The sequence below is a fragment of the Flavobacterium sp. genome, from assembly GCF_031409475.1.
Taxonomy (GTDB): Bacteria; Bacteroidota; Bacteroidia; order Flavobacteriales; family Flavobacteriaceae; genus Flavobacterium.
The window spans coordinates 121,191-145,133 of record NZ_JANNXH010000008.1 but is presented as its reverse complement, the minus strand read 5'-3'; the positions used below and the strand labels follow the sequence as shown (position 1 = coordinate 145,133).

Below are 23,943 nucleotides of genomic sequence, written 5' to 3'. Positions count from 1 at the left end.
ATTTGTATCATGATGGTGTACCAAAAATTAGTGTTTTACACCCTGAAAAATTAAAACAAAACAAATGAAATTTATAGTATCAAGTTCCTACTTATTAAAACAATTACAAGTTTTAGGCAGTGTTATAAACAGTAGCAATACATTACCCATTTTAGATAATTTCCTTTTTGATTTAGATCACAAAACCTTGACGGTTTCTGCTTCTGATCTAGAAACAACCATGTCTGCTACCTTAGAAATTGATTCAACAAGTAAAGGAAGTGTTGCTGTGTCTGCAAAGTTGCTTTTGGAAATTCTTAAAACTTTTCCAGAACAACCGTTAACTTTTATAATCGAAGAAAATAGTACAATAGAAATTAGTTCTAATTCTGGTAAATATGCATTAGCGTATGCTCCAGGAGAGGAATTTCCAAAATCAGTAAACCTCGAGGAACCATCTGTAACTTTAGTTCCTGCCGATGTTTTAGCAACTGCCATAAGCAAAACCATTTTTGCTGCCGGAAACGATGATTTGCGTCCTGTAATGTCAGGTGTATTTTTCCAGTTTTCACCTCAAGGATTAACATTTGTAGCTACCGATGCTCACAAACTGGTTAAATATGCACGTACCGATGTAACAGCTTCACAAGTTGCCGATTTTATTATGCCAAAGAAACCTTTGACTATTTTAAAAAATATTCTAGGTGCTGCCGATGCCGAAGTTAAAATCGAATACAATGATTCAAACGCTACTTTTTCATTCGATAATTATGTGTTAATGTGCCGTTTGATTGATGGTAAATATCCAAATTACGAAGCGGTTATTCCTAAAGAAAATCCAAATAAATTGATGATTGATCGTACTCAATTTTTGAATTCAGTTCGTCGTGTGGCAATTTTTTCGAATAAGACAACACACCAAATTCGGTTGAAAATTGCTGGAGCCGAATTGAATATTTCCGCCGAAGATATTGATTACTCAAACAAAGCAGAAGAAAGATTGACTTGCGATTATCAAGGTGATGATATGCAAATAGGCTACAACTCTCGTTTTCTTACAGAAATGTTGACTAACCTGCAATCAGACATGATTATGCTCGAAATGTCATTGCCAAATAGAGCCGGAATCCTAACTCCTGTTGATGGATTAGAAGATGGAGAAACAGTAACCATGCTTGTAATGCCTGTAATGTTAAATAATTAAGTTAACTAACCAAACCATTTTTTATATTTAAAAAACCGTCTAGTTTTTATAAACAAGACGGTTTTTTTTCGAATATAAACAAATAAGCTTTTTGTATATTTACAGCTTTAAGCATTGATAAAAATCTTTTAAATAATAGTTAAATAAACTTACTTTGTTATACAACGATTCTATAGTAGCACTCGCAACGCCTTCTGGAGCTGGAGCGATAGCCATAATTCGGGTTTCAGGAGAGAATGCAATTACTATTGGCAATAGTGTTTTTCGCTCTATAAAAAACAAAGATTTATTAAAACAAAAAACCCACACTTTACATTTAGGACATATTATTGATGACTCTAAAACACTTGATGAAGTCTTAGTTTCTATTTTTAAAGGTCCAAACTCCTATACAGGTGAAAACACTGTTGAAATTTCGTGTCATGGCTCTACTTATATTCAGCAACAAATCATACAATTATTGCTCCGCAAAGGCTGTCGTATGGCAAATGCAGGAGAATTTACGCTTCGTGCTTTCTTGAATGGCAAACTCGATTTATCACAAGCCGAAGCGGTTGCCGATTTGATTTCTTCCGATAATGAAGCATCTCATCAAATTGCAATGCAACAAATGCGTGGTGGTTTCTCAAACGAAATTGCAAAACTTCGTGAAGAACTATTGAACTTTGCTTCGCTAATTGAACTCGAATTAGACTTTGCCGAAGAAGATGTGGAGTTTGCCGATAGAACTCAATTTCACGAATTATTGAATAGAATAGAATTTGTGTTGAAACGCTTGATTGATTCTTTTGCAGTTGGGAATGTCATCAAAAACGGAATTCCTGTAGCCATTGTAGGTGAACCAAATGTAGGGAAATCAACTTTACTGAATGCTTTATTGAACGAAGAACGTGCTATAGTTTCGGAAATTGCAGGAACCACACGAGACACAATCGAAGACGAATTAGTCATTGGCGGCATTGGTTTTCGATTTATTGATACTGCAGGAATTCGGGAAACTGAAGACCATATTGAAAGCATTGGAATTAGAAAAACATTCGAAAAAATTGAGCAAGCACAGGTCATTTTGTATTTGTTTGAAAGTTTAAAGTTTCAGGTTTCAGGTTCGGAATACATTACCGAAATAGAAAAAGTAAAAAACAAATATCCCTTAAAGCCATTTATTGTTGTTATTAATAAAATAGATTTATTATCGGATAAAGAAATTTTAAATATTCGACAACAACTTGAAACTTTAAACCTGAAACCTGAAACCATATCCGCCAAACAAAATATTGGTATCGACGAACTCAAAAATAAATTACTCTCCTTTGTCAATACCGGCGAATTACGCAATAACGAGACAATAGTTACTAACACAAGACATTACGATTCGCTCTTAAAAGCGTTAGACGAAATCCAAAAAGTAAAATATGGGCTGCAAACCAACTTGTCTAGCGATTTGATGGCATTAGATATTAAAGAAGCTTTGTACCATTTTGGAATGATTACTGGGCAAGTTACCAATGATGAATTATTGGGCAATATTTTTGCCAATTTCTGCATCGGAAAGTAAATTCTTAACTTTTATAATAGAAATTATGAGATATGTTTTAGCTTTTTTTCTGCCATGGCTATCCTTGATGTTACAAGGCAAGATTTTATCAGGCGTAATTTGTTTAGTACTACAACTCACAATTATTGGTTGGATTCCTGCGTTTATATGGGCATTTACAGCTTTAAACCGAATGTACGCAGACAGAAGAACGAATAAAATAATCAAGAACATGAAAACGAATTAGATAATTTTGATTTCTAATTAAATAAAGATACCGTTTATGAAAAAATACTTCCTACATGATGGAACCCAAAGTAGCGGTCCATTTGATTTAGAAGAATTGAAAGCTAAAAAAATAACAAAATCAACGCCTGTATGGCACGAAGGATTAGAAAAATGGAAAACTGCTGGCGAAATACTAGCGTTAGAAACTATTTTTGTAGTAGTTCCTCCTGCTTTTGATACTGTGCCAAATTCTACGATAAAATTAGAAAAAAAAGGAAAGAAAAAAAGAATTTTGGGATTGTCAAAAAACACGTTTTTTGTGGTTTTGGGAGTTCTAGTTGTATCGATTTTTACCATTGTTTCTAATGTATTTCAAGAAAACAGAAGTGATGAATTTGAAATTCGAAATCATAAAACCGAAGTTGGAAATTATCAATACCTACAACAACAAAAAGAAATCGAAGAACAAAAAACACAACTCGCACTTCAAGAACAATTAGAAGCCGAACGTGCTTCTAAAGAACGAAAGGAAACCATAAACAACAGACTTTTAGAAATTCAAACGTTGCTCGAAACCAATTTAAATAAATTGAATGATGCTAAAACCAAACTTGAAGATGCTAATGGCTTTAAAATATTGAGAACATCAGAGGAACGCAATGAGCAAATTAGCGCTTTAGAAAACGATATTGATTTATTTACTACGGAAATTGAAAAATTAAAAAAAGAATCCAGTTTGCTGAAATTAGAATTAGAGAAAATAAAGTGATTTTTAATATCAATCAACATATTACCACAAGATAAACGTTAGAAATAATACTGATAAAAACAGTACCTCAGAACTAAAATCATAAAGAAAATGTATCCCCTAATTCAATTCGGCTATTTTTTGGTGCAACTGATTTAATAAAACTTGATACTTACTTATTTCTATTAAATCCTCGTCTTCGTCTGAAAAGTCGAGCAATTCATCAAGCAAATCGCTCACTTCAACCAGTTTATTATTTGCAGCTTTGTTCTGCTTATTGGCAATTAAATCAATTATTTCTTGAACATTGGTTTTTAAAACTGCGAATTTATCGTTCTCCATAACTATTGATCCTCTTGTGTTTTAGTATCATTGAATTTTTTAGTAATCTGCTTTAATTTTTCTTTTCGAAGAATTTTAGCATTTTTGACTTTGTCTTGTTCTTTATGCAACTTATCGTTGTGTTTTTTTATATTTCGTTCGTTGTTGCGTCCCATCATAGTTCTCTTTTTATTTCTTCTAGCGTTTTATTGGTAAAAATTAAATTGGTAATTATTTTTATTCTCAAATCATTTATATCCTCATTTTCAAAATACTTGGCCCAAGATGTCAAATTGAATAAATTTCGAACTTGCTTGATTCTTTTTGAGGTTTCAAAACTAGTGCGAAGCACCGCTTTATTATCGTATTTTGGATTATTTTTGTGTTGATACTTTACCGTATTGTTTGCAAAATCAGCTTCGAGATAATATAATTTTTCAGTAGCATTGTCAGGATAAAATTCATTCCAATCAGCAAAACCAAGCTTAATTTTAGACGGTGTTTCTATAGCAAATGGTTCTAAACGCCACTTGCTATTGGCTAATCTACCCCAATGATTAGACAATCGATACATTCCTTTTTCGGTGTAATAATATTTACTTCCTGATTTGCTTTGGTATTGAACGCTTAATTTTTCCAAGATTTGTATTTCTTCCTCTTTGAAAACACAAAAAGTATTTTTAAACGAATTTGGATTAGGCCTAAAGTTAATCTTCATAAAACAAAGGTAATCAGAAAGTGAAGAACTTTCGAAAACTACTATTATTTGTTTAACTTTGCACTTTGAGATTTATTTAAAAACTATTAAAATTATGACAAAAGCTGCAGAAGAAAAAATGTTGCAAAAAGGCGTTTTTACAGGCATTATAGAAAAGGATGATAAAAACAATTTTTTTTGTGGTGAATATCTTTTAGATTATAAAATGGTGCAGGCTAAGCATAGTATTGGGGATTGGATTACCATAAAATCTGTAATAGAAAACCCTAGCGACATAAGTTATAACAAATACCCTAAAAAGTCAAAAAACTTTGATAAGGCGAATAATAAACCACAACAATAAGAGGATTAATCCAGAAAATCAGCAACTAATTTGATTTTTTATTTGCCAATAACTAAAAACATAAAAAAAAGTGTACCTTTGCAAAAAATTGTCGATTTTGAAACTAAATTAGATTAGTTTCTTATTAAAAGACAAGTAGTTACCTTATTTATGAAAAAAATAGTTGAATTCAGAAAATTGTTAAATGTAGACAAAACTGCAGAATTAAAAGATCTCAAAACCATTTATAGAAATGCAATGAAAGAATCACATCCTGATAAATTTCAGGGTAATGAGGAAGGTTTGAAAGAAGCAGAAGAGAACAGTAAAAAAATAATCGAAGCCTACCACTTTCTAGTAAGCATCAATCCTGAAACCATAAAACTAAACTTACCTGAATACACACAGACCATTGCATCGTCTACAATTTCAGATTATAAATTTGTTGATGGGAGATTAATTATCAACTTTTCGAACGGAAGTGTTTACGAATACATCAGCGTTCCAAAAGCTACTTATGTTAAAATGGTAAACGCAGATTCACCAGGAAGATTTGCAAAAAGACATATTTTAAACTCTTTTACTTGGAGAAAAACAACAAACCAAGATTAGATTTTTTTTAAATAAATTCATGAAGCACTCCTCAATAGAGTGCTTTTTTTGTTTGAATATATAGCTATTTATTTACAAAAATATACAACTAAATGAAATTATTATTGCTTATGTAATTTATTTTAAGTAAGTTAGCCAACCTTAAAAAAATTTATTAAAATAACAACCTATGGACGATCCTTGTAGCTTATATAAATCACAATATAGAATTGCAAAAAAAACACTTGATGGACTGCACAAAGAATTAGATGAATTGAATTTAAAACTGGAGTCAAGCCCAATAAATGCTGGCTTACACAAAGAGTTAAGAACCATGAATATGGACATCAAAATAACTATGAATGAAATCGAACATGCTGAATTTTCATTGAAAAAATGTGAATTAAAATACAATATAAACCAAGGTTAAAAACTATAACAAAAATTTAGGTCTTAAAATTATAGATACTTTATAATTTTAAATACTTTTGCAGACTTAAAACAAATAACTAATTAATTTTAAATAATGAAAAAGATAATTTTATTACTTTCGGCTGCTGTTTTTTTAATTTCTTGTAGCAATGTTGGAAAAGGGGAATTCTTAATTACCGGAACTGCAAAAGGAATCGATAACGGCAAAACTATAATTCTAGAAACACAAGATGCTAACGGTTTAGGATTAATTGCATTAGATACTGTCAAAGTTGAAAATGGTAAATTTGAATTCAAAGGTAAAATTACCGAACCTTCATTCCATACTTTACAACTTGAATCTGCTAATGGTAAAGTACTACTTATATTAGAAGACGGTCAAGAAGTAACCATCGCTATTGATAAAGACAGCATACAAAAATCTAAAGTTTCTGGAACTTATAATAACGATGAATATGTTAAATTCACTAAAGATCTTGAAGTTATGCAAAAAAAATTAGTAGATTTTCAAAAGAAAAATGCTGATATAATGACTAGTGCGCAACAAACTCAGGATACCGTTGTAATTAACAAACTAATGAAAGAATTTGCAAAAATTCAAGAAGCAGTAAGTACCGATTCAAAGAAGAAATATTTTGGTTATGCTGAAACTCATCCGAAAGCCTTCATAAGTGCTTTAATTGTTCAAGGAATGATGAATGATCCAGCTGTTGATATGAAAAAAATTGAATCTTTATATAAAGGTCTAGACGAAACATTAAAGGCTACAAAACCAGGAAAAGCAATAAAAACTAGACTTGAACAATCTAAAATGCCAGCTGCAGCAACTCCACCACCAAGTGTAGGAGCAAGCAACTGAAATTCAAATTTTTCAGCGCCTAATCCAGAAGGAAAATTAATTACACTGAATCAAAGTTTAGGAAAAATAACTATAGTTGATTTTTGGGCTTCTTGGTGTAAACCTTGTAGAATCGAAAACCCTAATTTGGTTTCAATATATAAAGATTTTCATTCAAAAGGGTTGAATATTGTGGGTGTTTCACTGGACAAAGATTCAAAAAAATGGAAAGAAGCCATTGCAAATGATAAATTAAGTTGGATTCACGTTTCGCATTTAAAATTTTGGGATGAACCAATTGCTTTACAATACGAAGTTCAAGAAATTCCGTCAACATTTATTCTGGATTCCACCGGAAAAATAGTTGCAAAAAACTTAAAAGGCGATGCGCTTCGGTCAAAAGTTGTTGAGCTATTAAGTATATAAACTGATATTAAGCAAAAAATTAAAATCTCCTAAATGGAGATTTTTTTATTTTATTCATAGTCAACACCATAAAAATAACGGCATAATTAAGTGCTAATTTAATTTGGAAACTACAGAACAGTTTTAATATTTGCAACCCAGAATCGCCTATAAATCAACAAATTAGGAAATTGGAGAGGTACTCAAGCGACCAGCGAGGGCAGACTGCAAATCTGCTGTGTGAACTTCGCAGGTTCTCCCGATGCATCGGGACTGCTCTCCCCACGAATAGATTACAAAAAAAATCCTGAAAATTTTCAGGATTTTGTTTTTAACTAAACTTTCTAACTTTTTATTCTAAAATAAAACTCACACTTACATTAGCGGTAATTTCTATTTCACCTGCAGCCAGCGTTTCTCTTGGAGCACTATCATTCATTGCCATACTTTTCATAGCATAGAGTACCGGTTGAGGATAATAAACTTGGGAGTTATCTGAAATGGTAATTGCTTTTCCTACTTTTTGATTTAAAACAGATACATAATCTTCGGCTTTAGATTTTGCGTCTTTCATGGCTAGTTTTCTAGCATCGGATTGAAGTTGTGCCATGTTAGAAGATTTAAAAATTACATTATCAACTCTGTTTACACCGGCTTCAATTAATCCTTCCATTAAAACATCATATTTTGATAAGTCTTTGAGTAAAATTTGAACAGTTTGCGTAGCGACATAATTGTGTTTCTTTTTTTCGTAGTCATAATTTGGATTTAATGAAACGCGTTGCGTCTGGAAATCTTCTTTAGCAATTGCTGATTTTTTGATGAATTTTAAAACAACATCCATTTTTTTATCATTCTCTTTTTTTACTTCATCGGCTTTTGTTCCTTTTGTTTCTAATGAAATTGAAATAGAAACTTGGTCTGGAATTACTTTTACTTTTCCTTCGCCAGAAACATTAATCATAGGAACTTGTTTGATTTCTTGTGCATTTGACATTGTCATAAATAATACGGACAAAATTAAAATTGATCTTTTCATTTTATAAAAATTTAGTTTGTTTTTAAATTACTAGTCAAATCTTATGCCATTTATAATTTTCCTGCTTTTGACATTCCAAAAAGCACTAAAATAGGAATCGCTAATAAAATAACCATTAAAGTATTGTTTAAAATCATAGAAGGCTCTTTTGCTAATGTTATCAAATATCCACCTATTGCCCCACCAAAATGTGCCGTGTGACCAATGTTGTCATTTTTGGCTTTCATTCCATAAATTGAATACAATAAATAACCAATACCAAAAAGATAAGCTGGAACAGGAATTACATAAAATAAACCTAACATCATATCAGGCTGCAACAAAATAGCCGAATAAATTATTCCGGTCACTGCACCAGATGCGCCAATAGCTCTATAACTATACTCATTTTTATGCATTAACAACGTCAACAAACTACCAAATACAAGGCTTCCGAGATAAATTAAAAAAAAAGAACCCGAACCAAAATAGTGTATCACTACAGGTGCAAACATATAAAGTGTAAACATGTTAAAAAATAAATGGCCCATATCCGCGTGCAAAAATCCAGATGTAATCATCCTAATTTGATCTCCAGACCGAATACTTCCAATATGAAATTCAAACTTTCGGAAAAAAGATGGGTCGTTAAATCCTTTGAAACTAAATAAAACAGTTATTCCAATAATTACAATTAAAATAGTACTCATAAATACGTTGATTGGTTTTAATTTTGAATGCAAATTTAATTAATAATATGTTTACAAAATCATATCCCGAGACTTAAACCATCCTAGAAAAGGAATTTTTGAATTATATTTACAAAAATATTATCCTACAATGCGTTTTATAGTTTACCATCTAGTTTATCCATTTTTATGGTGCATATCAATGCTACCGTTTCCGTTACTCTATTTATTTTCGGACGTGGTGTATGTAATTGTATATTATGTAATTGGTTACCGTAAAAAAACGGTTCGTGAAAACTTGGCTCTTGCAATGCCTCATTTAGGCGTTCAGGAACGATTGATTATCGAAAAAAAATCGTTTCATCATTTGTGCGATATGTTTCTAGAAATGATAAAAACAATGACCATTTCTAAAGAGGAAATTAACAAACGATTTGTATTTACAAATATTGAAGTTTATAAAAATTTAGAAGAAAAACAAAAAAGTATAGCCATAATGATGGCACATTATGCCAGTTATGAATGGGCAATTTCAGTAAATTCAATTATAAATTTTGAAGGCTATGGAATTTATAAAAAAATAGCAAATCCTTATTTTGACAAATTAGTTCGAGATATTAGATTACGATTTAAAGCAAAACTTATAACTACCAAAGAAACAATTCCGGTTATTATAGAAAATAATAAGTTAAACAAATTAAGCACCTATGGTTTTGCAAGTGATCAATCGCCTAGAATATCTTCTACTTTTCATTGGCAAAAATTCATGGGAATAGAGGTTCCGGTGCATACTGGCGCTGAAATGCTTGCCAAAAAATATGATATGAATATCGTTTTTCTAAAAGTAAAAAAAATAAAACGAGGCTATTACAATGCAACTTTCGAAGTCCTTTCTGAAAATACAAAATCAGAATCTAATTATGAAATCACAGACCGTTTTCTAAAACTTGTAGAACATCAAGTACTGGATGCACCCGAATATTATTTATGGACCCATAAACGCTGGAAACACAAAAGATAGTTAGATTGAGGGTTGCAGGTTACAAATAGCCATTGCAGAAATAGAATACCAAAAATCTAATATTTTTTAAACTTTAAACCACTCTTGGACCATTAATTTTTCTAATGGTTTTGCGTTTTTATGAATAAATTCATTAGAAATTTTATCATAAATATAATCGGTTGCCATGCTTTGGTGGTTTGCAGCCAATGTTTTTATACTATCACAAACAAATTGAATTTCTGCATTTGTAGTTGTGGGATGAATTGACATTCTAATCCAACCTGGCTTTAATGTTAAATCACCAGAATCAATTTGGCATACTAAATTATGAGAAGTTTCTTGATTTACATTCAATAAATAATGTCCGTAAGTTCCTGCACAGCTGCAACCGCCACGGGTTTGAATTCCGAATTTGTCATTGAGCAATTTTACGCCTAAATTGAAATGCATGTCTTCTATATAAAATGAAATCACTCCTAATCTTTCTTGATGTTGACTGGCCAAAATTTTTATATTAGGTAGGTTTCCAATTTCTGAAAAAACAAAATCTACGATTTCGTGTTCTCGTTTTAAGATGTTTTCAATACCCATTTTTTCTTTCAACTGAATTGCTAAAGCAGTTTTTATAACTTGCAGGAAACCCGGCGTTCCACCGTCTTCTCGTTCTTCAATATTGTCAATGTATTTGTGTTCTCCCCATGGATTCGTCCATGAAACCGTTCCGCCACCGGGATTATCTGGTATTAAATTTTGGTATAATTTTTTATTAAAAATCAACACTCCAGATGTTCCTGGTCCACCAAGAAACTTATGTGGCGAAAAAAATATTGCGTCTAAAAAACTTTCTGGATCTTCCGGATGCATATCTATTTTCACATAAGGTCCAGAACAAGCAAAATCTACAAAACACAGTCCGTTATTTTTGTGCATTAATTTTGCTACTTCGTGATACGGCGTTTTAATCCCTGTAACATTGGAGCAGGAAGTTATAGAGGCGATTTTAAAGCTCCTGTCTTTATATTTTTGCAATAATTTTTCTAGATTTTCAATACTAAATAACCCTTCATCACAAGACGGTATCACCTCAACATCTGCAATGGTTTCTAGCCATGATGTTTGATTAGAATGGTGTTCCATGTGCGATATAAAAACAACTGGACGTTTTGCTGCAGGAATAGTAATAAAATCTTTAAGGTTTTCGGGAATTTTTAAACCCAAAATACGTTGAAATTTATTTACAACACCTGTCATTCCGGTTCCGTCAGTAATAAGTACATCATCAATACTTGCATTTGCATGCTGTTTAATAATAGTTCTAGCTTTGTGATAAGCCATGGTCATTGCAGTTCCTGAAATTGTAGTTTCGGTATGGGTATTTGCAACGAAAGGACCAAAATCGTTCATCAATTTTTCTTCAATTGGACGATACAATCTTCCACTTGCAGTCCAATCTGTATATATTATTTTTTGTTTGCCATAAGGTGAAACAAACTCTTGATCAATTCCTATAATATTCTCTCGAAACTGATCGAAATAGTGTTCTAGATGAGTTGGTATTTCTTTGGCGATCATTTTATTATTAATTTTATTCCAAAGATACAAATCTCAACTTAAAAACTTTTTGAATAACTCAATAAAATAGTTTGTTTGTAATAGGGTTTAAATGGTTTAACTAGAAAATCTCCTTTTAAAACTGCTCGGTGTGCTAAGGATACATTTTTAATGATTTTAAATTTAGTAATAAACAAACCATCTAATGTAGCATTAATTGCGGTTTTTGATAAATAATCCGATGAAATTCCCAAACGATATTGCATTTCTAACCATTTTTTATATTTTCTATCGTACCAAATATTAAGGTCTGCTCCCACTTGATTGAATACAAACAGGTCGTAATCACCATTTGTATCAAAAGTCTGTGTATAAAAACCAGTGTTTGCTATTTGCTGGCTACTCAAGCCATAAAGATTAACAGAATAAGGTGAAAATGAGAGCCGAAAATAATCATTGGGCTGGTATTTGATTCCAGGAGATAGGATTACTTCGTACGGACTTATAAAACCCTGTATTTTCCCGTTGTTATTATAATCTTTAAAATAGTCGCCATCATAAATAGTAAAAATTGAAGTATTTGTTTTGACAATTAAATTAACATTCCATTTACTGTTCTTGGTCAATGTATATGAAAAATCGTGGAGGGTATTTAACTCATCGGCTATTCTTTGAATATGATTTGCTCCAGTTATACCAGATTTTTGAATAGAAAAATTCCAATGCAACTCGTTTGTCATGGCAAAACGATTGCCTTCTTTGTAATAATCTAATCCTAAATCTAATGCAGTGGTAGCAGAAAAAGTTTTTTTATCTAAACCCGAAGGCGGATTAAACTCTAATACATTTCCTAAATTAAAACCAATACTAAAAGTAAATTGATAGGCTTTTACTGGTTCTTCCTCTGTGGCTGCAACAGGTTCAGTTTTGTTAAAAAGTTTATGATCCATTAAATTTTGATCATACTTATCATATTGTATGGTATCAACAACTGATTTTAAAATAGTAGTTTTTACTACTTTATTTTTGGGATTGATAAAAGCGTAGGAATATTTTGTGTGTGTTGCTTTTAGAATTTTACATCTAATTTCTGTACTGTCTTTTTTGAATATAGCATCAGTTTGTGCTACTAAATTTCCAGAAGTAATTATAAAAACTAAAATTAAAATTTGTTTTAATAAATTTGAATTTACAAATTTAAAATTAGTATGAATACTAAATTGTGTGAAGTAATTAAGTAAAATTCTATTCATAAGAATATTATTTAAGGTTGAAATCTTTTAGAATAAAAAAAAGGAAGCATTGCTACTTCCTTTTTTCTATTTATTTATTTTTTTTGTACTGCAAGATCCCAACAAGCTCCATCTTTAATTTCTAATAAAAAATCAACGGCACAGCGTCCAGAACCACTACCATGTGTTGTAGTGCCTTGATTTGTCATTCCCCAACTCCAGTCTGCAGTTATAGAACATGAACCATCAGGACAATCACCTAGCGGGATATTACATTCGCCGTCTGGACATACAATTTTAGTGATTTTTCCATCACATCTTTTGGTAATTGTAAACTCTTTAAAAGTAGCTTTACCTGCACTCATAATACTTAGATCACTCACTGAAACTTTTCCTGATCCCATTCCTGAGCCAGATTCTTTGTGAACTCCAGGTTCGTCAATAGCAATTTCTGAACTTGAACTTGTTTTACCTTGCACTAGTTTTTCTATTAATTTTGGAGAAGCTTTATCAAGTTCCGTCGAAATAGGTTGCACGGGTTTGTGCATTCTTCGACCTGTGGCTAAACCACTTGCTGCATCGCGTGGGCTTTTTACGGCGGTTACTGAATTATCAGTTGCGCTAACTACAAAACTATACGGCTTGTGCATTCTTCTACCAGTTGGAAGTCCACTTGCAGCATCTCTTGGGCTTACAATTTCATTTTCAAAAACAATGGAACATCCGTCAGCAGTTGCAACAACTCGACATGTTATAATACCTTCTTTAATGTGTTGACCTGTAGCCTTAGTACTTGCTGCTTGTTGCCAATCGTCTGAAGCCATTGTTTTTCCCAACGCTTTAGTAGTTGCATCTTGTGCGAATAATTGACTTGTTAAACTTGTAATGGCGATAAAAGCAATTGCTTTAAAATTAATTTTTTTCATGATTTCTAATTTTTAAATTGTTGTTTATTTGTTGTTTAGTACTAGATACTTTGAGTTCAAAAATTGTTACCCTTTTTAAATTTATTTTTAAATTTTGGTGACTTCTAAATCTCTTAAAGAACGAATACAACAGTATATCAATTTACTTTTAAAATTGTTACCTCATTTTTTACTCTTTTTTCTTATTTGGCATTTTCAGGTGGATATCAGTAGATTTCGTTTTTGGTGCGACAGAATCATTTGCAACTTTTGCAGCATTATTCATTTTAATAGTGTAATGCTGTTTTTCAGTGGTCTTAGCGCTCTCGCTTACATTCATTTTTTGAGTAACCGAACCTTTAATTTTAGAACCTGTTCCAGCCGAAGCATCAGAAGAATGTTTTTCTGTACTTATTCCACGTTCTCCTTTGATGTCACTTATTTTCATATAAATAGAACTTTTTTCAGTCGTTTCGGTTTCTGGTGGTAACTTTTTCAAATCTTCAGCAGATACTTTCCGACTGCCTGTTTTATTTATAGTGTCATTTTTGTTAACTTGCGCAAAAGTTACTGAACCAAATAATAATGCTCCAAGGAATGCAATCGATTTTTTCATATTTTAAAAGTTTTAAAAGTGATAAAAATAATTTATTTGTTACTAAACCTACTAATTTTATTTATGTAGCCGTTTCTCCAATTCATGGTCGTGGTGTTTTTGCTCAAAAAAACATTAGATCAGGAACCATTTTTGAGGAATGCCCTGTAATAAAAATGAAGTTACAGGAAATGACTGTTCGTAAACACATGTTACTCAATTACTATGCTTTTATGATAGATGAAGAACATGAATATACTGGCATTGCACTTGGTTACGGTTCTTTGTACAATCATGCTGATGAACATAATGCAGTTTATTACTACGATAATGATAAAGAACTTATGATTTTTGAAGCGATTCAACCTATCGCAATGCACCAAGAAATCACCATTAATTATTTAGGATCTAATGATTCTGGTCATACTATCGAAAACTGGATTAATAAACCAGAGGTTTGATCTAAAAAGATTTAAATATACATTTTTTTATTAAATCATAAGTATTTATGTTAAAAAATTCAAGTTTTAGCCATAAAAAAAACCTTGCAGGACTCGTAATTTAAAATAAAAATCAAAAGATGAGACAAAAAAAAACGTTTCTGAACTAGAAACGTTTTAATAATTTTGTTTTTATTTTATAAATCAATACCAATAGAAAACTGCCAAACTCGGTTGTTTGCTTTGCTATTATCATATAAATCGCCTAAACCTAAATGATAACGCACCTCAAAACTAATACCAGAATCTGTTTTAAGTCCACCACCTAAGTTTACTCCCCAATCAAAATTACTAGGATAATATTCTTGTGAACTATTAAAAAGTCCTTCATATTCCTCTTTGTGCGTAATGGCCAATCCTATTTGCGGGCCAGCTTCTAAAAATAAATTTTTAGAAGGATATGCTTTTAGCATTAAAGGCAAATTAATATAATTCAATTTTTGAGTAAACGTTCCGCTACTATTTGTAATTACATAACCTTGTTGCGAATACAGCAGCTCCGGTTGAATTGAAAAGCTATCACTCAGAAATTCTTCCCCATATAACCCGATATGAAAGCTATGACGTTGTTCAGTTTCTCCTTCGCCATTAAAATTAACTGAAGCCAGATTATAACCACCTTTTATACCCACATTCGATTTATGTGTACTATTTACTTGTGCGCTTATTGAGAATACCATTCCCAAAAACAAAGCTATTATTAGATTTAACTTTTTCATATTTCATTTTTTTAATAAATTATTTTCCGCCATTTGCACGAAGATCAGCAAGACATTGCGCATCCAATTGTGGAGCCGAACCACTAGAAACCATATTACCAATACCATGACCGGTTTCGGATGACCAGTACATTAAGCAACTTTCTACATTACAATGTTTTGGATGTTCAGTGTCTTCGTGACTACTTTGCAAAGCTGTCCCTAAGTTGGTAAGTCCTAAAATATGCCCAAATTCATGGTTAATAATAGTAGTTTCTAATACGCTTCTATTCGGTTCAAAAGGACTGTCGCTCAAACCATGAACTGTTTGCTCATAAATGACCATAGAGGTATTTCTGTAAGCTGTACCCAAGACAACTGAAGTACTGGTGTTGCTTGAAGATTTCCCATCAGTAAAAAATAACCAAACAGCAATTTGATTTGAAGTATTAAATTTTGTTCTGTTTGCATCTTCAATTTCTGTTATTTCTGCATTGGTAAAAGTTGCTTTCCCAGTAGATGGAATGGCTCTTTTTACAATACTTATTCCGTTTGGTTTATATGTTCTCGCAGTTAGAAAAGCCACAAAATTATTAATAGCATTAGTAGAGGGTTCAAAACCTTGAACATAGACTACTTCTACAACCATGCTAGTAAACTTTTTGTCCGACAATAAATCATTAGACGAACTTCCTGTTGATTGTTTATTTGTATTCGGATTTATACTATCTCCAGAAGTAGCCGCATCGTCTTTGGTACAGGACACAAATAAGAACAAACCCAATGTTATAAATACAATTATTTTTTTCATTTTTGTTTTAATTTTATTATCAATTCAGTTTCAAGAACAGTTACTTAAAATACGTAACTGTTCTAAAAAATGTATGCCAAATTATAATCTAAATTTGTTTTAACACTAAGGAAACAGCACCATTAGTGGAACTTTGCATTGTTATTGTTGATGAAGTAAAACTGGTTACTTTCCAGGTATTGTTCAATAAAATAAACGATGCATTTCCTGTAAAATTGAGTTTTAGTAAAACATCTATTTCAGAGCTAACAGCATAAGTTCCGTTTACAGTTGTATTTAAAACAGTAACGGCAGTTACAGCTAAATTATTAGCAAAATCCAAGGTATACTCTTTATAATTTGTAGCCGAGTTCACTCCTGCACTTATAAATGAATCTACTTTGAACTTTCCATTAACCAAAATTATTTCTAATTTTTTAGAATTTTCTTCCGCGGCTGCTTTTGCTGCTTTTACCTTAATTGCTGCATCTATTGTCGATTGAAACTGTGCATCGCTATATATCATTGATTTTGACTCTCCTTCAATTGTAGTCGAAATTGGGTATTTTACAGAATAAAATTCAGTACTGCTTACATTAGACATATATGCATACAATTGCTGTTTGGATGTAATAACAATACTTCCTATTTGAACTAAAGTCGAATTATACGTTAAAATTGTTATTGGAAAACTGATGTCTAATGTAGAAACAGCATCTTGACTACCACTTTGAGCTGATGAACAAGCATTTAGAATTGCATTATACTCGCTTTGGTTATTCACCGTTACCTCAGTATAATTACTTAATTTCACTCTTAGAGGAAATTGAAGCACAACAGTATCCGGATTCGTATTTGATTGTCCCAAAATTGAAATTACTTGTTGGTAATTTAATTGCGTTAGAATAGAGACCTGAACACCATTAACTTTAGCCACTGCTGGTAATATGATTGAAGAACATGATGCTCCATCTAAAAAATCATCAGATGAACCATCGAACATCGAAGCACGTTTCAGATTAGTAGTTGTGGTTGAGTTAGCAGAATTTGTATTTGGATTATCTCCTTCAATGTTATCAATTTCACTTTGGCATGATGTAAAACCTAAGATAGTCATCAATGCAATTCCTGTAATAATTTTTAATTTTCTCATAATTTCAAATTTAATGTTTTTTTTATATTTACAAGCGATGTTTTTTAACGCCTTTCTGGTAGTAAGACAACCCACTTTATTTTTTCCCTACTGAAAATTAAAAAAAAACGTGAAAATTTAAAATATAATTCACAACATGTTAAATACCAATTAATTATGAATAAAATATTTTTTAAATAATGCAAATATTATTATTCTAATTGCAATTTGTAAAAATATTCTACTTTTACAACTTACAAAAAACGAATTAATTCTAAATGAGCGACGAAAACAAAAACCTTTGCGACGAAAATCACTTTAGGAATTTTTACCTAAAACAGGTTCAATCTGCAACAAATTTTGCTTATTATAAATGTGGGGATAGTTATGCCGCACTCGATTTAGTCCAAGATGCTTTTACTAAAATATGGGAGAATTGCTCCAAAATTGACCTTACTAAAGTCAAAACTTATTTGTTTACCAGCATTAATAATTTATTTCTAAACAGCATCAAGCATCAAAAAGTGGTTTTGAAGTATGCTAAAGACGCTCCTAATTTAGACACCAACAATCAAAGTCCCGAATATTTATTAGAAGAAGAAGAATTCAAACAAAAACTGACTAAAGCAATTGATTCTTTGAGTGAAGTACAACGTCAAGTGTTTTTATTAAATCGAATCGATGGAAAAAAATACAGAGAAATTGCTGATTTGCTGGACATTTCTCAAAAAACAGTCGAAAAAAGAATGTCTGGAGCATTAAAGATTTTAAAAGCTCAAATAGAGAACCTATAATTAGTTATTGAACTGTAGGGTAATTATAAAGTTAGTTGTCTTATTAACATAGAGATATAAAATGAAAAATGAAAAAGAAATATTAAAATGGCTAAACAATGAGCTTACAAGTGAAGAAATAGATGATTTGAAACAATCTGAAAATTCTAAAACACTTGAAAAAATTGCCCATTACGCATCACAATTAGAGGCTCCAGAAGTAGATGTCCAAGCTGCTTTGGATGCTTTTTATGCCCAAAACCAATCTAAAAAGAAATCTAAAGTTAGAACTTTTGACCTAAAACCATTGTATAAAATAGCTGCTGTTTTTGTTGTGTTGCTCACCACAGCCTATTTTTTATATTTCAATGGCACCACATCATTTGAAACTCAAATTGCACAAACAAAAACAGTTTTGCTTCCGGACAACTCAGAAGTGATATTAAACGCTACTTCAAAATTATCTTTTAACGAACGAAAATGGTCAGATAAAAGAGAGTTAAAATTAGATGGAGAAGCTTATTTTAAAGTACAAAAAGGACAAACTTTTAGCGTATACTCAAATTCTGGAATTGTAAAAGTTTTGGGAACACAATTTAATATAAAAGAGCGTAAAAACTATTTTGAAGTTCATTGTTACGAAGGTCTAGTGAGTGTAACTATCGACAACAAAACCATCAAACTAACACAAGGAAAAACGTTTAGAGTTATCAATGGAATAATTGAAAATGTAGAAGATTATAATGCCAAAAACCCTTCTTGGATCGAAAATGAATCGAGTTTTAATAGCATTCCGCTAGATCAGGTAATCGCAGAACTGGAACGTCAATATAATATAAAAATTAAAACGGAGGGTGTAAATACATCCAAACTATTTACGGGAAGTTTTACCAATACAAATAAGGAAATAGCGCTACAAGCCGTTACAATTCCACTTCAATTAAGTTTTAGAATTCAAGAAAAAATCGTCATTTTATACAATTATGGCGTTAAATAAAGGAATCATTTTTTTGCTACTCTTTTTAGGAAGTATTTGTTATGGACAAAATACGGCTAAAAAATTGGCACTTACAGAAGTTATTGTTTCCATTGAAAAACAATTTAATATAAAATTTTCGTATGCTGTTGAAGATGTTGCTGCCATTACAATTGAAAAACCCAATGCTAACCTCACTTTACAACAAACAATAGATTATCTCAACTCGAAAACCCTATTAAATTTCAAAGCCTTAGACAATCGATATGTTACCGTTTCGGTGATAAACAAAACAATTTCAGTTTGTGGCATTGTTTTATCCGATGAAAATAAAACACCTCTAATTGGTGCTTCTGTACTTGTAAATGGAACTGAAAAAAGTACTCTTACTGATAAAAACGGCCAGTTTACATTCGAAAACATCCCTTTAAACTTCACAATAAGCTTATCCTATCTGGGATTTGAATCCAAACAAATAGCGGTTTATGAATTGTTTTCAGCGCAAAATAATTGCAAAGAAATAATTCTTACAACTAAAAACGAAGAGTTAAATCAGGTGTTAATCAACATCTATTTAACCCCTGGATTACAAAAATATTTAGATGGAAGTACCGTTTTAAACACAAAAAAATTTGGCATACTTCCTGGACTAATTGAACCCGACATTTTACAATCTATTCAGGCGTTACCCGGTGTTGAAAGCACCAATGAGAGCATCGCAAATATTAATGTTCGGGGCGGAACAAATGATCAAAATTTAGTGCTTTGGGATAATATCAAAATGTATCACTCTGGCCATTTCTTTGGATTAATTTCTGCTTACAATCCCAATCTCACGAACAAAGTAATCGTTAGCAAAAACGGAACAAGTGCTGAATATAGTGATGGCGTTTCGAGCACAATTAATATGCAAACCAAAGACAATGTTACCAATGTCTTTTCTGGTGGAGCGGGAATTAATCTAATCAGTTCGGATGCCTTTTTAGAAATTCCGATAACAAAAAAATTAGAACTTCATATTTCAGGACGTCGTTCCATTACCGATTTATATCAATCTCCTACCTATACCAACTATTTTGAAAGAAGTTTTCAGGATAGTGAAATCAATACAAATAGTGACCAGAAGGATACTTCTTCAGATTTTTACTTTTATGATTATACCGCAAAACTACTTTATGATATAAATGAAAATCATCAATTTAGAGCTACTATTATTGGAATCAATAACGCTTTAGATTATTCAGAACTCCATACTATAAACTCAAATGAAACCGAATCTAAAATTAGCAATTTATCACAAAAAAATATTGGCTATGGCGGGAATTGGAAAGGACAATGGACACCTAAACTAAGTACAAATCTTATTACATATTTTTCTAAATACAATATAGACGCTACCGATTACAGATTAGAAACAGATCAGCTTTTAACTGAGGCCAATGAAGTTCTCGAAACTGGAATAAAATTTAATAGCAATTATAAACCAAATGATAATTTAAATCTCTTAGCTGGATATCAATTCAATGAAACCGGAATGTTGAACCAAACTACCGTTAACAACCCCAAATATACAAGTACAAAAAAAGACGTTCTATTGAATCACGCCTTATTTTCAGAAGTTGAATACCATAAAAAAAACACCTATTTAAGATTAGGATTGCGTTTGAATTATTTCCAAAAATTTGAAAAACTTATAGTTGAACCTAGAATAAATATCAGACAAAAAATATCCAATCAATTTGCTTTAAAGCTAGAAGGTGAATATAAAAACCAGTCTACTACTCAAATTATTGATTTTGAAGATGATTTTTTAGGGGTTGAAAAAAGACGTTGGGTTTTAGTCACCGATAAAGACATACCCATTGCGACAAGCAAACAAGGTTCGTTTGGGGTTGAATTCAATCAAAATAAACTAAATATTGAAGCTACAGGGTTTTATAAAATTGTTGATGGAATTACAGCTTCTAATCAGGGGTTTTATAACAGCTTTCAATACGCTAACGCAAATGGAAGTTACACCGCTAAAGGATTAGAATTTTTAGCCAATAAAACAGATTATAAATATAGTTTTTGGCTAAGTTATACTTTCAGTACAAATGAGTATGAATTTGATTCTTTTACACCTTCAACCTTTCCCAATAATGTTGATATAAGACATTCAGTAACTTTGGGTTTTTATTACAATCTATTTAAAAATCTAAAAATTGCAGTAGGTGGTATTTGGAGAAATGGTCAGCCGTACACAAAACCAGTTGAAGGCAATGAAACCGTACAAAACGGAAATAGTACAATGGTAAATTATGACACCCCAAATAAAGAAAACCTTGATGATTTTATGCGTTTAGACGCTTCACTAAATTATAGTTTCAATCTCTCTCCAAATATTAAAGCTATATTTACTGCTGGCGTAATAAATGCTACCAATCATGAAAATAGTATTAATCAGTATTACAAAGTCAATCCAAACGACACTAATAAAACAATTCAAGTAGATAATAAATCACTTGGTTTAACCCCAAATATCAGTTTTAGAGTGAATTTTTAATGCTGTTTTAAAATAATTTTTAAAAAGAAAAACCCTTTCTAAAATAAATTATGAAAGGGTTTTATACTTTAAAAAGAAAGCTCTTAAATGCCTGCTACGGTTTTTATCTCTTCAATAATTCTAAGTGCAAGTTTATCAGCTTTTTCCTGTGTATTTGCTTCGGTGTAAATACGAATAATTGGTTCGGTATTGGATTTTCGTAAATGAACCCAATTTTCGGCAAAATCAATTTTCACACCATCGATTGTAGTACAATCTTCATTTTTGTATTTCTCAGTCATAGCGCCTAATATCGCATCTACATCAATTTGTGGCGTTAATTCAATCTTGTTTTTACTCATGAAATATTGTGGATAGGAAGCTCTTAATTCTGCAACGGTTTTATCTTGATTTGCCAAATAGGTCAAAAACAATGCAACACCTACCAAGCTATCTCTACCATAATGCAACTCTGGATAAATAATTCCTCCATTGCCTTCACCACCAATTATGGCATTGGTTTTTTTCATTAATTCTACCACATTTACCTCGCCTACAGCACTGGCTTGATAACTTCCGTTGTGTTTATTTGTAATATCACGCAAAGCACGAGAGGACGACATATTCGAAACCGTATTTCCTGGAGTTTTGCTCAACACATAATCGGCGCAAGCCACAAGTGTATATTCTTCTCCAAACATTTCACCATCGTTCGAAATAAAAGCTAGTCTATCAACATCTGGATCGACTACAATACCAAAATCGGCTTTTTCTTCTACTACTAATTTACAAATATCACCCAAGTGTTCTTTTAAAGGTTCCGGATTATGCGGGAAATGTCCGTTAGGTTCACAATATAATTTCACTACCTCAACGCCCATTTGTTCCAAAAGATTTGGAATAATAATTCCTCCTGTAGAATTTACTCCATCAACCACTACTTTGAATTTTCGTTTGGCAACCGCTTCTGCATCGACCAAAGGCAAATCCAAAACTTCATCAATATGAATATCCATATAGGAATCATTAATGGTGATTTCTCCCAAATCATCCACTTCCGAAAAGTCGAATGCTTCGGCTTCGGCAATTTCTAGAATTTCCTCTCCATTGGCACCACTCAAAAATTCGCCTTTTTCGTTCAATAACTTTAAGGCGTTCCATTGTTTTGGATTGTGAGAAGCAGTTAAAATAATACCTCCATCTGCTTTTTCCATTGGAACAGCAATTTCAACTGTTGGCGTTGTTGACAATCCCAAATCAATCACATCAATTCCAAGTCCTAACAATGTGTTCATTACTAAATTATGAATCATAGGTCCAGAAATTCGAGCATCACGGCCAATCACTACTTTCAATTTTCTTCCATCTTCCAACTTCCCACTTCTTTCTTTTAGAAAAGTTCCATAAGCCGAAGCAAATTTTACAGCATCAACTGGAGTTAAATTATCTCCTACTTTTCCGCCAATAGTTCCACGAATTCCTGAAATTGATTTTATTAAAGTCATTGTTATTTTTAATTTTAAATTTAAGAATTACAAATATAAAAGATAGGAATTAGCAAAACAGAAATGTTGATTTTTTTTTTAAGAAATATTTATGTGAAATTAGAAACAAGGGTTAATTAATAGTTAATTAATTTAAATTGAGATTTTTTTAACAACTATACTGATTTAATTTGTATGAATTTTAAAACAAAAAAAAATGAAAAAATTAGTATTATTGACTATTTTATTGATGAGTATTTCTAATTTAAATGCTCAAGGTTCTGAACCTACAAAGAAATTTAATTTCAATCTAGGAACAACTTTTTTTGATACATTCCTTGAATCAAAAAATATTTATGCTGGATTTGATTACAAAATTACAGAGTCAGCATCAGTAGGATTAATGTTTAATCATGCAAATTTTGATAAATCATTTAATAAGTATTCCAGAAATGAAATACTGATAACATTAAATCAAGATTGGAGCGGAATATTAGGCGTAAACACAAATAAGTTTGATATCTATACCGGGATAAACATGGGGAATGTTTATTATAATTTCGAAAATACAAATACAGATTATTCTCAAAAAAATGAAGGTTTTGATATTGGTGGTCAAGTAGGAATACGTTATTTTGTTTATAAAAATTTCGGTTTAAATACCGAAATTTATTCTAATCTTGGAAAAGGAGGAATACGAACAGGAATCACTTATAAATTCTAAAATGTTTCTAAAGGTTAATTAAAAGTGAA

At 31.4% G+C, this 23,943-nt stretch carries 27 protein-coding genes and 1 pseudogene; 15 read left to right on the top strand and 13 right to left on the bottom strand.

Features of this window, described 5'->3' with window-relative positions; genetic code table 11:
* Positions 1-64: 64 nt before the first annotated feature.
* The 4 genes from dnaN (at position 65) to RMO53_RS01985 (ending at position 3,714) form a co-directional block, all read left to right on the top strand.
* The gene (dnaN, locus tag RMO53_RS02000; RefSeq protein WP_310377676.1) at positions 65-1,183 is read left to right on the top strand and encodes a DNA polymerase III subunit beta; all 1,119 of its coding nucleotides are present in this window, start codon (positions 65-67) and stop codon (positions 1,181-1,183) included.
* A 154-nt stretch (positions 1,184-1,337) separates the two neighbouring features.
* Positions 1,338-2,738, top strand: a complete 1,401-nt coding sequence (gene mnmE / locus RMO53_RS01995) for a tRNA uridine-5-carboxymethylaminomethyl(34) synthesis GTPase MnmE (RefSeq protein ID WP_310377675.1) — start codon at positions 1,338-1,340, stop codon at positions 2,736-2,738.
* 25 nt (positions 2,739-2,763) lie between these two features.
* Positions 2,764-2,964: a YqaE/Pmp3 family membrane protein gene (locus tag RMO53_RS01990; protein ID WP_310377674.1), complete on the top strand. Its 201-nt coding sequence runs from the start codon at positions 2,764-2,766 to the stop codon at positions 2,962-2,964.
* Between the two features lie 36 nt (positions 2,965-3,000).
* The gene (locus RMO53_RS01985; protein ID WP_310377673.1) at positions 3,001-3,714 is read left to right on the top strand and encodes a GYF domain-containing protein; all 714 of its coding nucleotides are present in this window, start codon (positions 3,001-3,003) and stop codon (positions 3,712-3,714) included.
* Between the two features lie 99 nt (positions 3,715-3,813).
* Here the strand turns inward: RMO53_RS01985 and RMO53_RS01980 are convergent, their stop codons facing one another.
* The 3 genes from RMO53_RS01980 to RMO53_RS01970 are packed head-to-tail and all read right to left on the bottom strand — an operon-like array spanning position 3,814 to position 4,732.
* Positions 3,814-4,035: a hypothetical protein gene (locus tag RMO53_RS01980; protein WP_310377672.1), complete on the bottom strand. Its 222-nt coding sequence runs from the start codon at positions 4,033-4,035 to the stop codon at positions 3,814-3,816.
* Positions 4,036-4,037: 2 nt separating this feature from the next.
* Positions 4,038-4,193, bottom strand: a complete 156-nt coding sequence (locus tag RMO53_RS01975) for a hypothetical protein (RefSeq protein WP_310377694.1) — start codon at positions 4,191-4,193, stop codon at positions 4,038-4,040.
* Positions 4,190-4,732 carry a hypothetical protein gene (locus RMO53_RS01970; RefSeq protein WP_310377671.1) on the bottom strand — a complete coding sequence of 181 codons (543 nt, stop codon included), beginning with the start codon at positions 4,730-4,732 and terminating at the stop codon, positions 4,190-4,192. The genes RMO53_RS01975 and RMO53_RS01970 overlap by 4 nt, the downstream gene beginning before the upstream one ends.
* A 94-nt stretch (positions 4,733-4,826) precedes the next feature.
* Between RMO53_RS01970 and RMO53_RS01965 the strand changes: the two genes are divergently transcribed.
* The 5 genes and pseudogenes from RMO53_RS01965 to RMO53_RS01945 all read left to right on the top strand — a co-directional run.
* Positions 4,827-5,075 carry a hypothetical protein gene (locus tag RMO53_RS01965; protein ID WP_310377670.1) on the top strand — a complete coding sequence of 83 codons (249 nt, stop codon included), beginning with the start codon at positions 4,827-4,829 and terminating at the stop codon, positions 5,073-5,075.
* Positions 5,076-5,225: 150 nt separating this feature from the next.
* Entirely contained in the window at positions 5,226-5,666 is a 441-nt protein-coding gene (locus RMO53_RS01960; RefSeq protein WP_310377669.1) for a KTSC domain-containing protein, read from the top strand.
* A gap of 169 nt (positions 5,667-5,835) precedes the next feature.
* Positions 5,836-6,075 carry a hypothetical protein gene (locus tag RMO53_RS01955; RefSeq protein WP_310377668.1) on the top strand — a complete coding sequence of 80 codons (240 nt, stop codon included), beginning with the start codon at positions 5,836-5,838 and terminating at the stop codon, positions 6,073-6,075.
* Positions 6,076-6,171: 96 nt separating this feature from the next.
* Complete coding sequence (locus RMO53_RS01950) at positions 6,172-6,936, top strand: DUF4369 domain-containing protein (protein WP_310377667.1); 765 nt, start codon at positions 6,172-6,174, stop codon at positions 6,934-6,936.
* An 18-nt stretch (positions 6,937-6,954) separates the two neighbouring features.
* A pseudogene (locus tag RMO53_RS01945) lies at positions 6,955-7,341 on the top strand (TlpA family protein disulfide reductase); the annotation flags it as partial.
* A 331-nt stretch (positions 7,342-7,672) separates the two neighbouring features.
* Here the strand turns inward: RMO53_RS01945 and RMO53_RS01940 are convergent.
* Together RMO53_RS01940 and RMO53_RS01935 are read right to left on the bottom strand one after the other, a co-directional pair.
* Positions 7,673-8,359 (bottom strand): SIMPL domain-containing protein, encoded by a 687-nt coding sequence (locus RMO53_RS01940; protein WP_310377666.1) that lies wholly within the window; start codon positions 8,357-8,359, stop codon positions 7,673-7,675.
* 50 nt (positions 8,360-8,409) lie between these two features.
* A complete protein-coding gene (locus RMO53_RS01935; protein ID WP_310377665.1) occupies positions 8,410-9,048 on the bottom strand; it encodes a rhomboid family intramembrane serine protease in 639 nt (212 codons plus the stop codon).
* A gap of 130 nt (positions 9,049-9,178) precedes the next feature.
* On the opposite strand from RMO53_RS01935, the gene RMO53_RS01930 reads away from it, so the two are divergent.
* A complete protein-coding gene (locus tag RMO53_RS01930; RefSeq protein WP_310377664.1) occupies positions 9,179-10,048 on the top strand; it encodes a lysophospholipid acyltransferase family protein in 870 nt (289 codons plus the stop codon).
* A gap of 66 nt (positions 10,049-10,114) precedes the next feature.
* On the opposite strand, the gene RMO53_RS01925 is transcribed toward RMO53_RS01930, so the two are convergent.
* From RMO53_RS01925 to RMO53_RS01910, 4 genes are all read right to left on the bottom strand, one after another.
* The gene (locus tag RMO53_RS01925; RefSeq protein ID WP_310377663.1) at positions 10,115-11,602 is read right to left on the bottom strand and encodes an aminotransferase class V-fold PLP-dependent enzyme; all 1,488 of its coding nucleotides are present in this window, start codon (positions 11,600-11,602) and stop codon (positions 10,115-10,117) included.
* A gap of 38 nt (positions 11,603-11,640) precedes the next feature.
* Complete coding sequence (locus RMO53_RS01920; protein WP_310377662.1) at positions 11,641-12,834, bottom strand: hypothetical protein; 1,194 nt, start codon at positions 12,832-12,834, stop codon at positions 11,641-11,643.
* Positions 12,835-12,908: 74 nt separating this feature from the next.
* Entirely contained in the window at positions 12,909-13,739 is an 831-nt protein-coding gene (locus RMO53_RS01915; protein WP_310377661.1) for a type VI secretion system tube protein Hcp, read from the bottom strand.
* Between the two features lie 169 nt (positions 13,740-13,908).
* A complete protein-coding gene (locus tag RMO53_RS01910; protein ID WP_310377660.1) occupies positions 13,909-14,334 on the bottom strand; it encodes a hypothetical protein in 426 nt (141 codons plus the stop codon).
* On the opposite strand from RMO53_RS01910, the gene RMO53_RS01905 reads away from it, so the two are divergent.
* On the top strand, positions 14,316-14,774 hold the full coding sequence (locus RMO53_RS01905) for an SET domain-containing protein-lysine N-methyltransferase (RefSeq protein ID WP_310377659.1): 459 nt from the start codon (positions 14,316-14,318) through the stop codon (positions 14,772-14,774). The genes RMO53_RS01910 and RMO53_RS01905 overlap by 19 nt on opposite strands.
* Before the next feature lie 176 nt (positions 14,775-14,950).
* On the opposite strand, the gene RMO53_RS01900 is transcribed toward RMO53_RS01905, so the two are convergent.
* From RMO53_RS01900 to RMO53_RS01890, 3 genes are all read right to left on the bottom strand, one after another.
* Positions 14,951-15,532 (bottom strand): porin family protein, encoded by a 582-nt coding sequence (locus RMO53_RS01900; RefSeq protein WP_310377658.1) that lies wholly within the window; start codon positions 15,530-15,532, stop codon positions 14,951-14,953.
* A gap of 19 nt (positions 15,533-15,551) precedes the next feature.
* Complete coding sequence (locus RMO53_RS01895) at positions 15,552-16,322, bottom strand: membrane metalloprotease (protein ID WP_310377657.1); 771 nt, start codon at positions 16,320-16,322, stop codon at positions 15,552-15,554.
* An 88-nt stretch (positions 16,323-16,410) separates the two neighbouring features.
* Positions 16,411-17,454, bottom strand: coding sequence for a hypothetical protein (locus tag RMO53_RS01890; RefSeq protein ID WP_310377656.1), 1,044 nt, complete (start codon positions 17,452-17,454; stop codon positions 16,411-16,413).
* A 257-nt stretch (positions 17,455-17,711) separates the two neighbouring features.
* Between RMO53_RS01890 and RMO53_RS01885 the strand changes: the two genes are divergently transcribed.
* From RMO53_RS01885 to RMO53_RS01875, 3 genes are all read left to right on the top strand, one after another.
* Entirely contained in the window at positions 17,712-18,227 is a 516-nt protein-coding gene (locus RMO53_RS01885; protein WP_310377655.1) for an RNA polymerase sigma-70 factor, read from the top strand.
* A gap of 61 nt (positions 18,228-18,288) precedes the next feature.
* Positions 18,289-19,203 (top strand): FecR domain-containing protein, encoded by a 915-nt coding sequence (locus RMO53_RS01880; RefSeq protein WP_310377654.1) that lies wholly within the window; start codon positions 18,289-18,291, stop codon positions 19,201-19,203.
* The gene (locus RMO53_RS01875) at positions 19,190-21,727 is read left to right on the top strand and encodes a TonB-dependent receptor (RefSeq protein ID WP_310377653.1); all 2,538 of its coding nucleotides are present in this window, start codon (positions 19,190-19,192) and stop codon (positions 21,725-21,727) included. Before RMO53_RS01880 ends, RMO53_RS01875 begins: the two co-directional genes overlap by 14 nt.
* 83 nt (positions 21,728-21,810) lie before the next feature.
* Here RMO53_RS01875 and glmM read toward each other — a convergent pair whose 3' ends face one another.
* Positions 21,811-23,211, bottom strand: coding sequence for a phosphoglucosamine mutase (gene glmM / locus RMO53_RS01870; RefSeq protein ID WP_310377652.1), 1,401 nt, complete (start codon positions 23,209-23,211; stop codon positions 21,811-21,813).
* Between the two features lie 196 nt (positions 23,212-23,407).
* Here glmM and RMO53_RS01865 point away from each other — a divergent pair, with 196 nt between their 5' ends.
* Positions 23,408-23,914 (top strand): outer membrane beta-barrel protein, encoded by a 507-nt coding sequence (locus RMO53_RS01865; RefSeq protein ID WP_310377651.1) that lies wholly within the window; start codon positions 23,408-23,410, stop codon positions 23,912-23,914.
* Positions 23,915-23,943 lie beyond the last annotated feature (29 nt).

Excerpts from the sequence above, each read along its gene's own strand:
- dnaN (WP_310377676.1), top strand. The coding sequence starts at position 65 with ATGAAATTTATAGTATCAAGTTCCTACTTATTAAAACAATTACAAGTT.
- RMO53_RS01990 (WP_310377674.1), top strand. The coding sequence starts at position 2,764 with ATGAGATATGTTTTAGCTTTTTTTCTGCCATGGCTATCCTTGATGTTA.
- RMO53_RS01985 (WP_310377673.1), top strand. The coding sequence starts at position 3,001 with ATGAAAAAATACTTCCTACATGATGGAACCCAAAGTAGCGGTCCATTT.
- RMO53_RS01980 (WP_310377672.1), bottom strand. The coding sequence starts at position 4,035 with ATGGAGAACGATAAATTCGCAGTTTTAAAAACCAATGTTCAAGAAATA.
- RMO53_RS01975 (WP_310377694.1), bottom strand. The coding sequence starts at position 4,193 with ATGATGGGACGCAACAACGAACGAAATATAAAAAAACACAACGATAAG.
- RMO53_RS01970 (WP_310377671.1), bottom strand. The coding sequence starts at position 4,732 with ATGAAGATTAACTTTAGGCCTAATCCAAATTCGTTTAAAAATACTTTT.
- RMO53_RS01965 (WP_310377670.1), top strand. The coding sequence starts at position 4,827 with ATGACAAAAGCTGCAGAAGAAAAAATGTTGCAAAAAGGCGTTTTTACA.
- RMO53_RS01960 (WP_310377669.1), top strand. The coding sequence starts at position 5,226 with ATGAAAAAAATAGTTGAATTCAGAAAATTGTTAAATGTAGACAAAACT.
- RMO53_RS01955 (WP_310377668.1), top strand. The coding sequence starts at position 5,836 with ATGGACGATCCTTGTAGCTTATATAAATCACAATATAGAATTGCAAAA.
- RMO53_RS01950 (WP_310377667.1), top strand. The coding sequence starts at position 6,172 with ATGAAAAAGATAATTTTATTACTTTCGGCTGCTGTTTTTTTAATTTCT.
- RMO53_RS01940 (WP_310377666.1), bottom strand. The coding sequence starts at position 8,359 with ATGAAAAGATCAATTTTAATTTTGTCCGTATTATTTATGACAATGTCA.
- RMO53_RS01935 (WP_310377665.1), bottom strand. The coding sequence starts at position 9,048 with ATGAGTACTATTTTAATTGTAATTATTGGAATAACTGTTTTATTTAGT.
- RMO53_RS01930 (WP_310377664.1), top strand. The coding sequence starts at position 9,179 with ATGCGTTTTATAGTTTACCATCTAGTTTATCCATTTTTATGGTGCATA.
- RMO53_RS01925 (WP_310377663.1), bottom strand. The coding sequence starts at position 11,602 with ATGATCGCCAAAGAAATACCAACTCATCTAGAACACTATTTCGATCAG.
- RMO53_RS01920 (WP_310377662.1), bottom strand. The coding sequence starts at position 12,834 with ATGAATAGAATTTTACTTAATTACTTCACACAATTTAGTATTCATACT.
- RMO53_RS01915 (WP_310377661.1), bottom strand. The coding sequence starts at position 13,739 with ATGAAAAAAATTAATTTTAAAGCAATTGCTTTTATCGCCATTACAAGT.
- RMO53_RS01905 (WP_310377659.1), top strand. The coding sequence starts at position 14,316 with ATGCAATCGATTTTTTCATATTTTAAAAGTTTTAAAAGTGATAAAAAT.
- RMO53_RS01910 (WP_310377660.1), bottom strand. The coding sequence starts at position 14,334 with ATGAAAAAATCGATTGCATTCCTTGGAGCATTATTATTTGGTTCAGTA.
- RMO53_RS01900 (WP_310377658.1), bottom strand. The coding sequence starts at position 15,532 with ATGAAAAAGTTAAATCTAATAATAGCTTTGTTTTTGGGAATGGTATTC.
- RMO53_RS01895 (WP_310377657.1), bottom strand. The coding sequence starts at position 16,322 with ATGAAAAAAATAATTGTATTTATAACATTGGGTTTGTTCTTATTTGTG.
- RMO53_RS01890 (WP_310377656.1), bottom strand. The coding sequence starts at position 17,454 with ATGAGAAAATTAAAAATTATTACAGGAATTGCATTGATGACTATCTTA.
- RMO53_RS01885 (WP_310377655.1), top strand. The coding sequence starts at position 17,712 with ATGAGCGACGAAAACAAAAACCTTTGCGACGAAAATCACTTTAGGAAT.
- RMO53_RS01880 (WP_310377654.1), top strand. The coding sequence starts at position 18,289 with ATGAAAAATGAAAAAGAAATATTAAAATGGCTAAACAATGAGCTTACA.
- RMO53_RS01875 (WP_310377653.1), top strand. The coding sequence starts at position 19,190 with ATGGCGTTAAATAAAGGAATCATTTTTTTGCTACTCTTTTTAGGAAGT.
- glmM (WP_310377652.1), bottom strand. The coding sequence starts at position 23,211 with ATGACTTTAATAAAATCAATTTCAGGAATTCGTGGAACTATTGGCGGA.
- RMO53_RS01865 (WP_310377651.1), top strand. The coding sequence starts at position 23,408 with ATGAAAAAATTAGTATTATTGACTATTTTATTGATGAGTATTTCTAAT.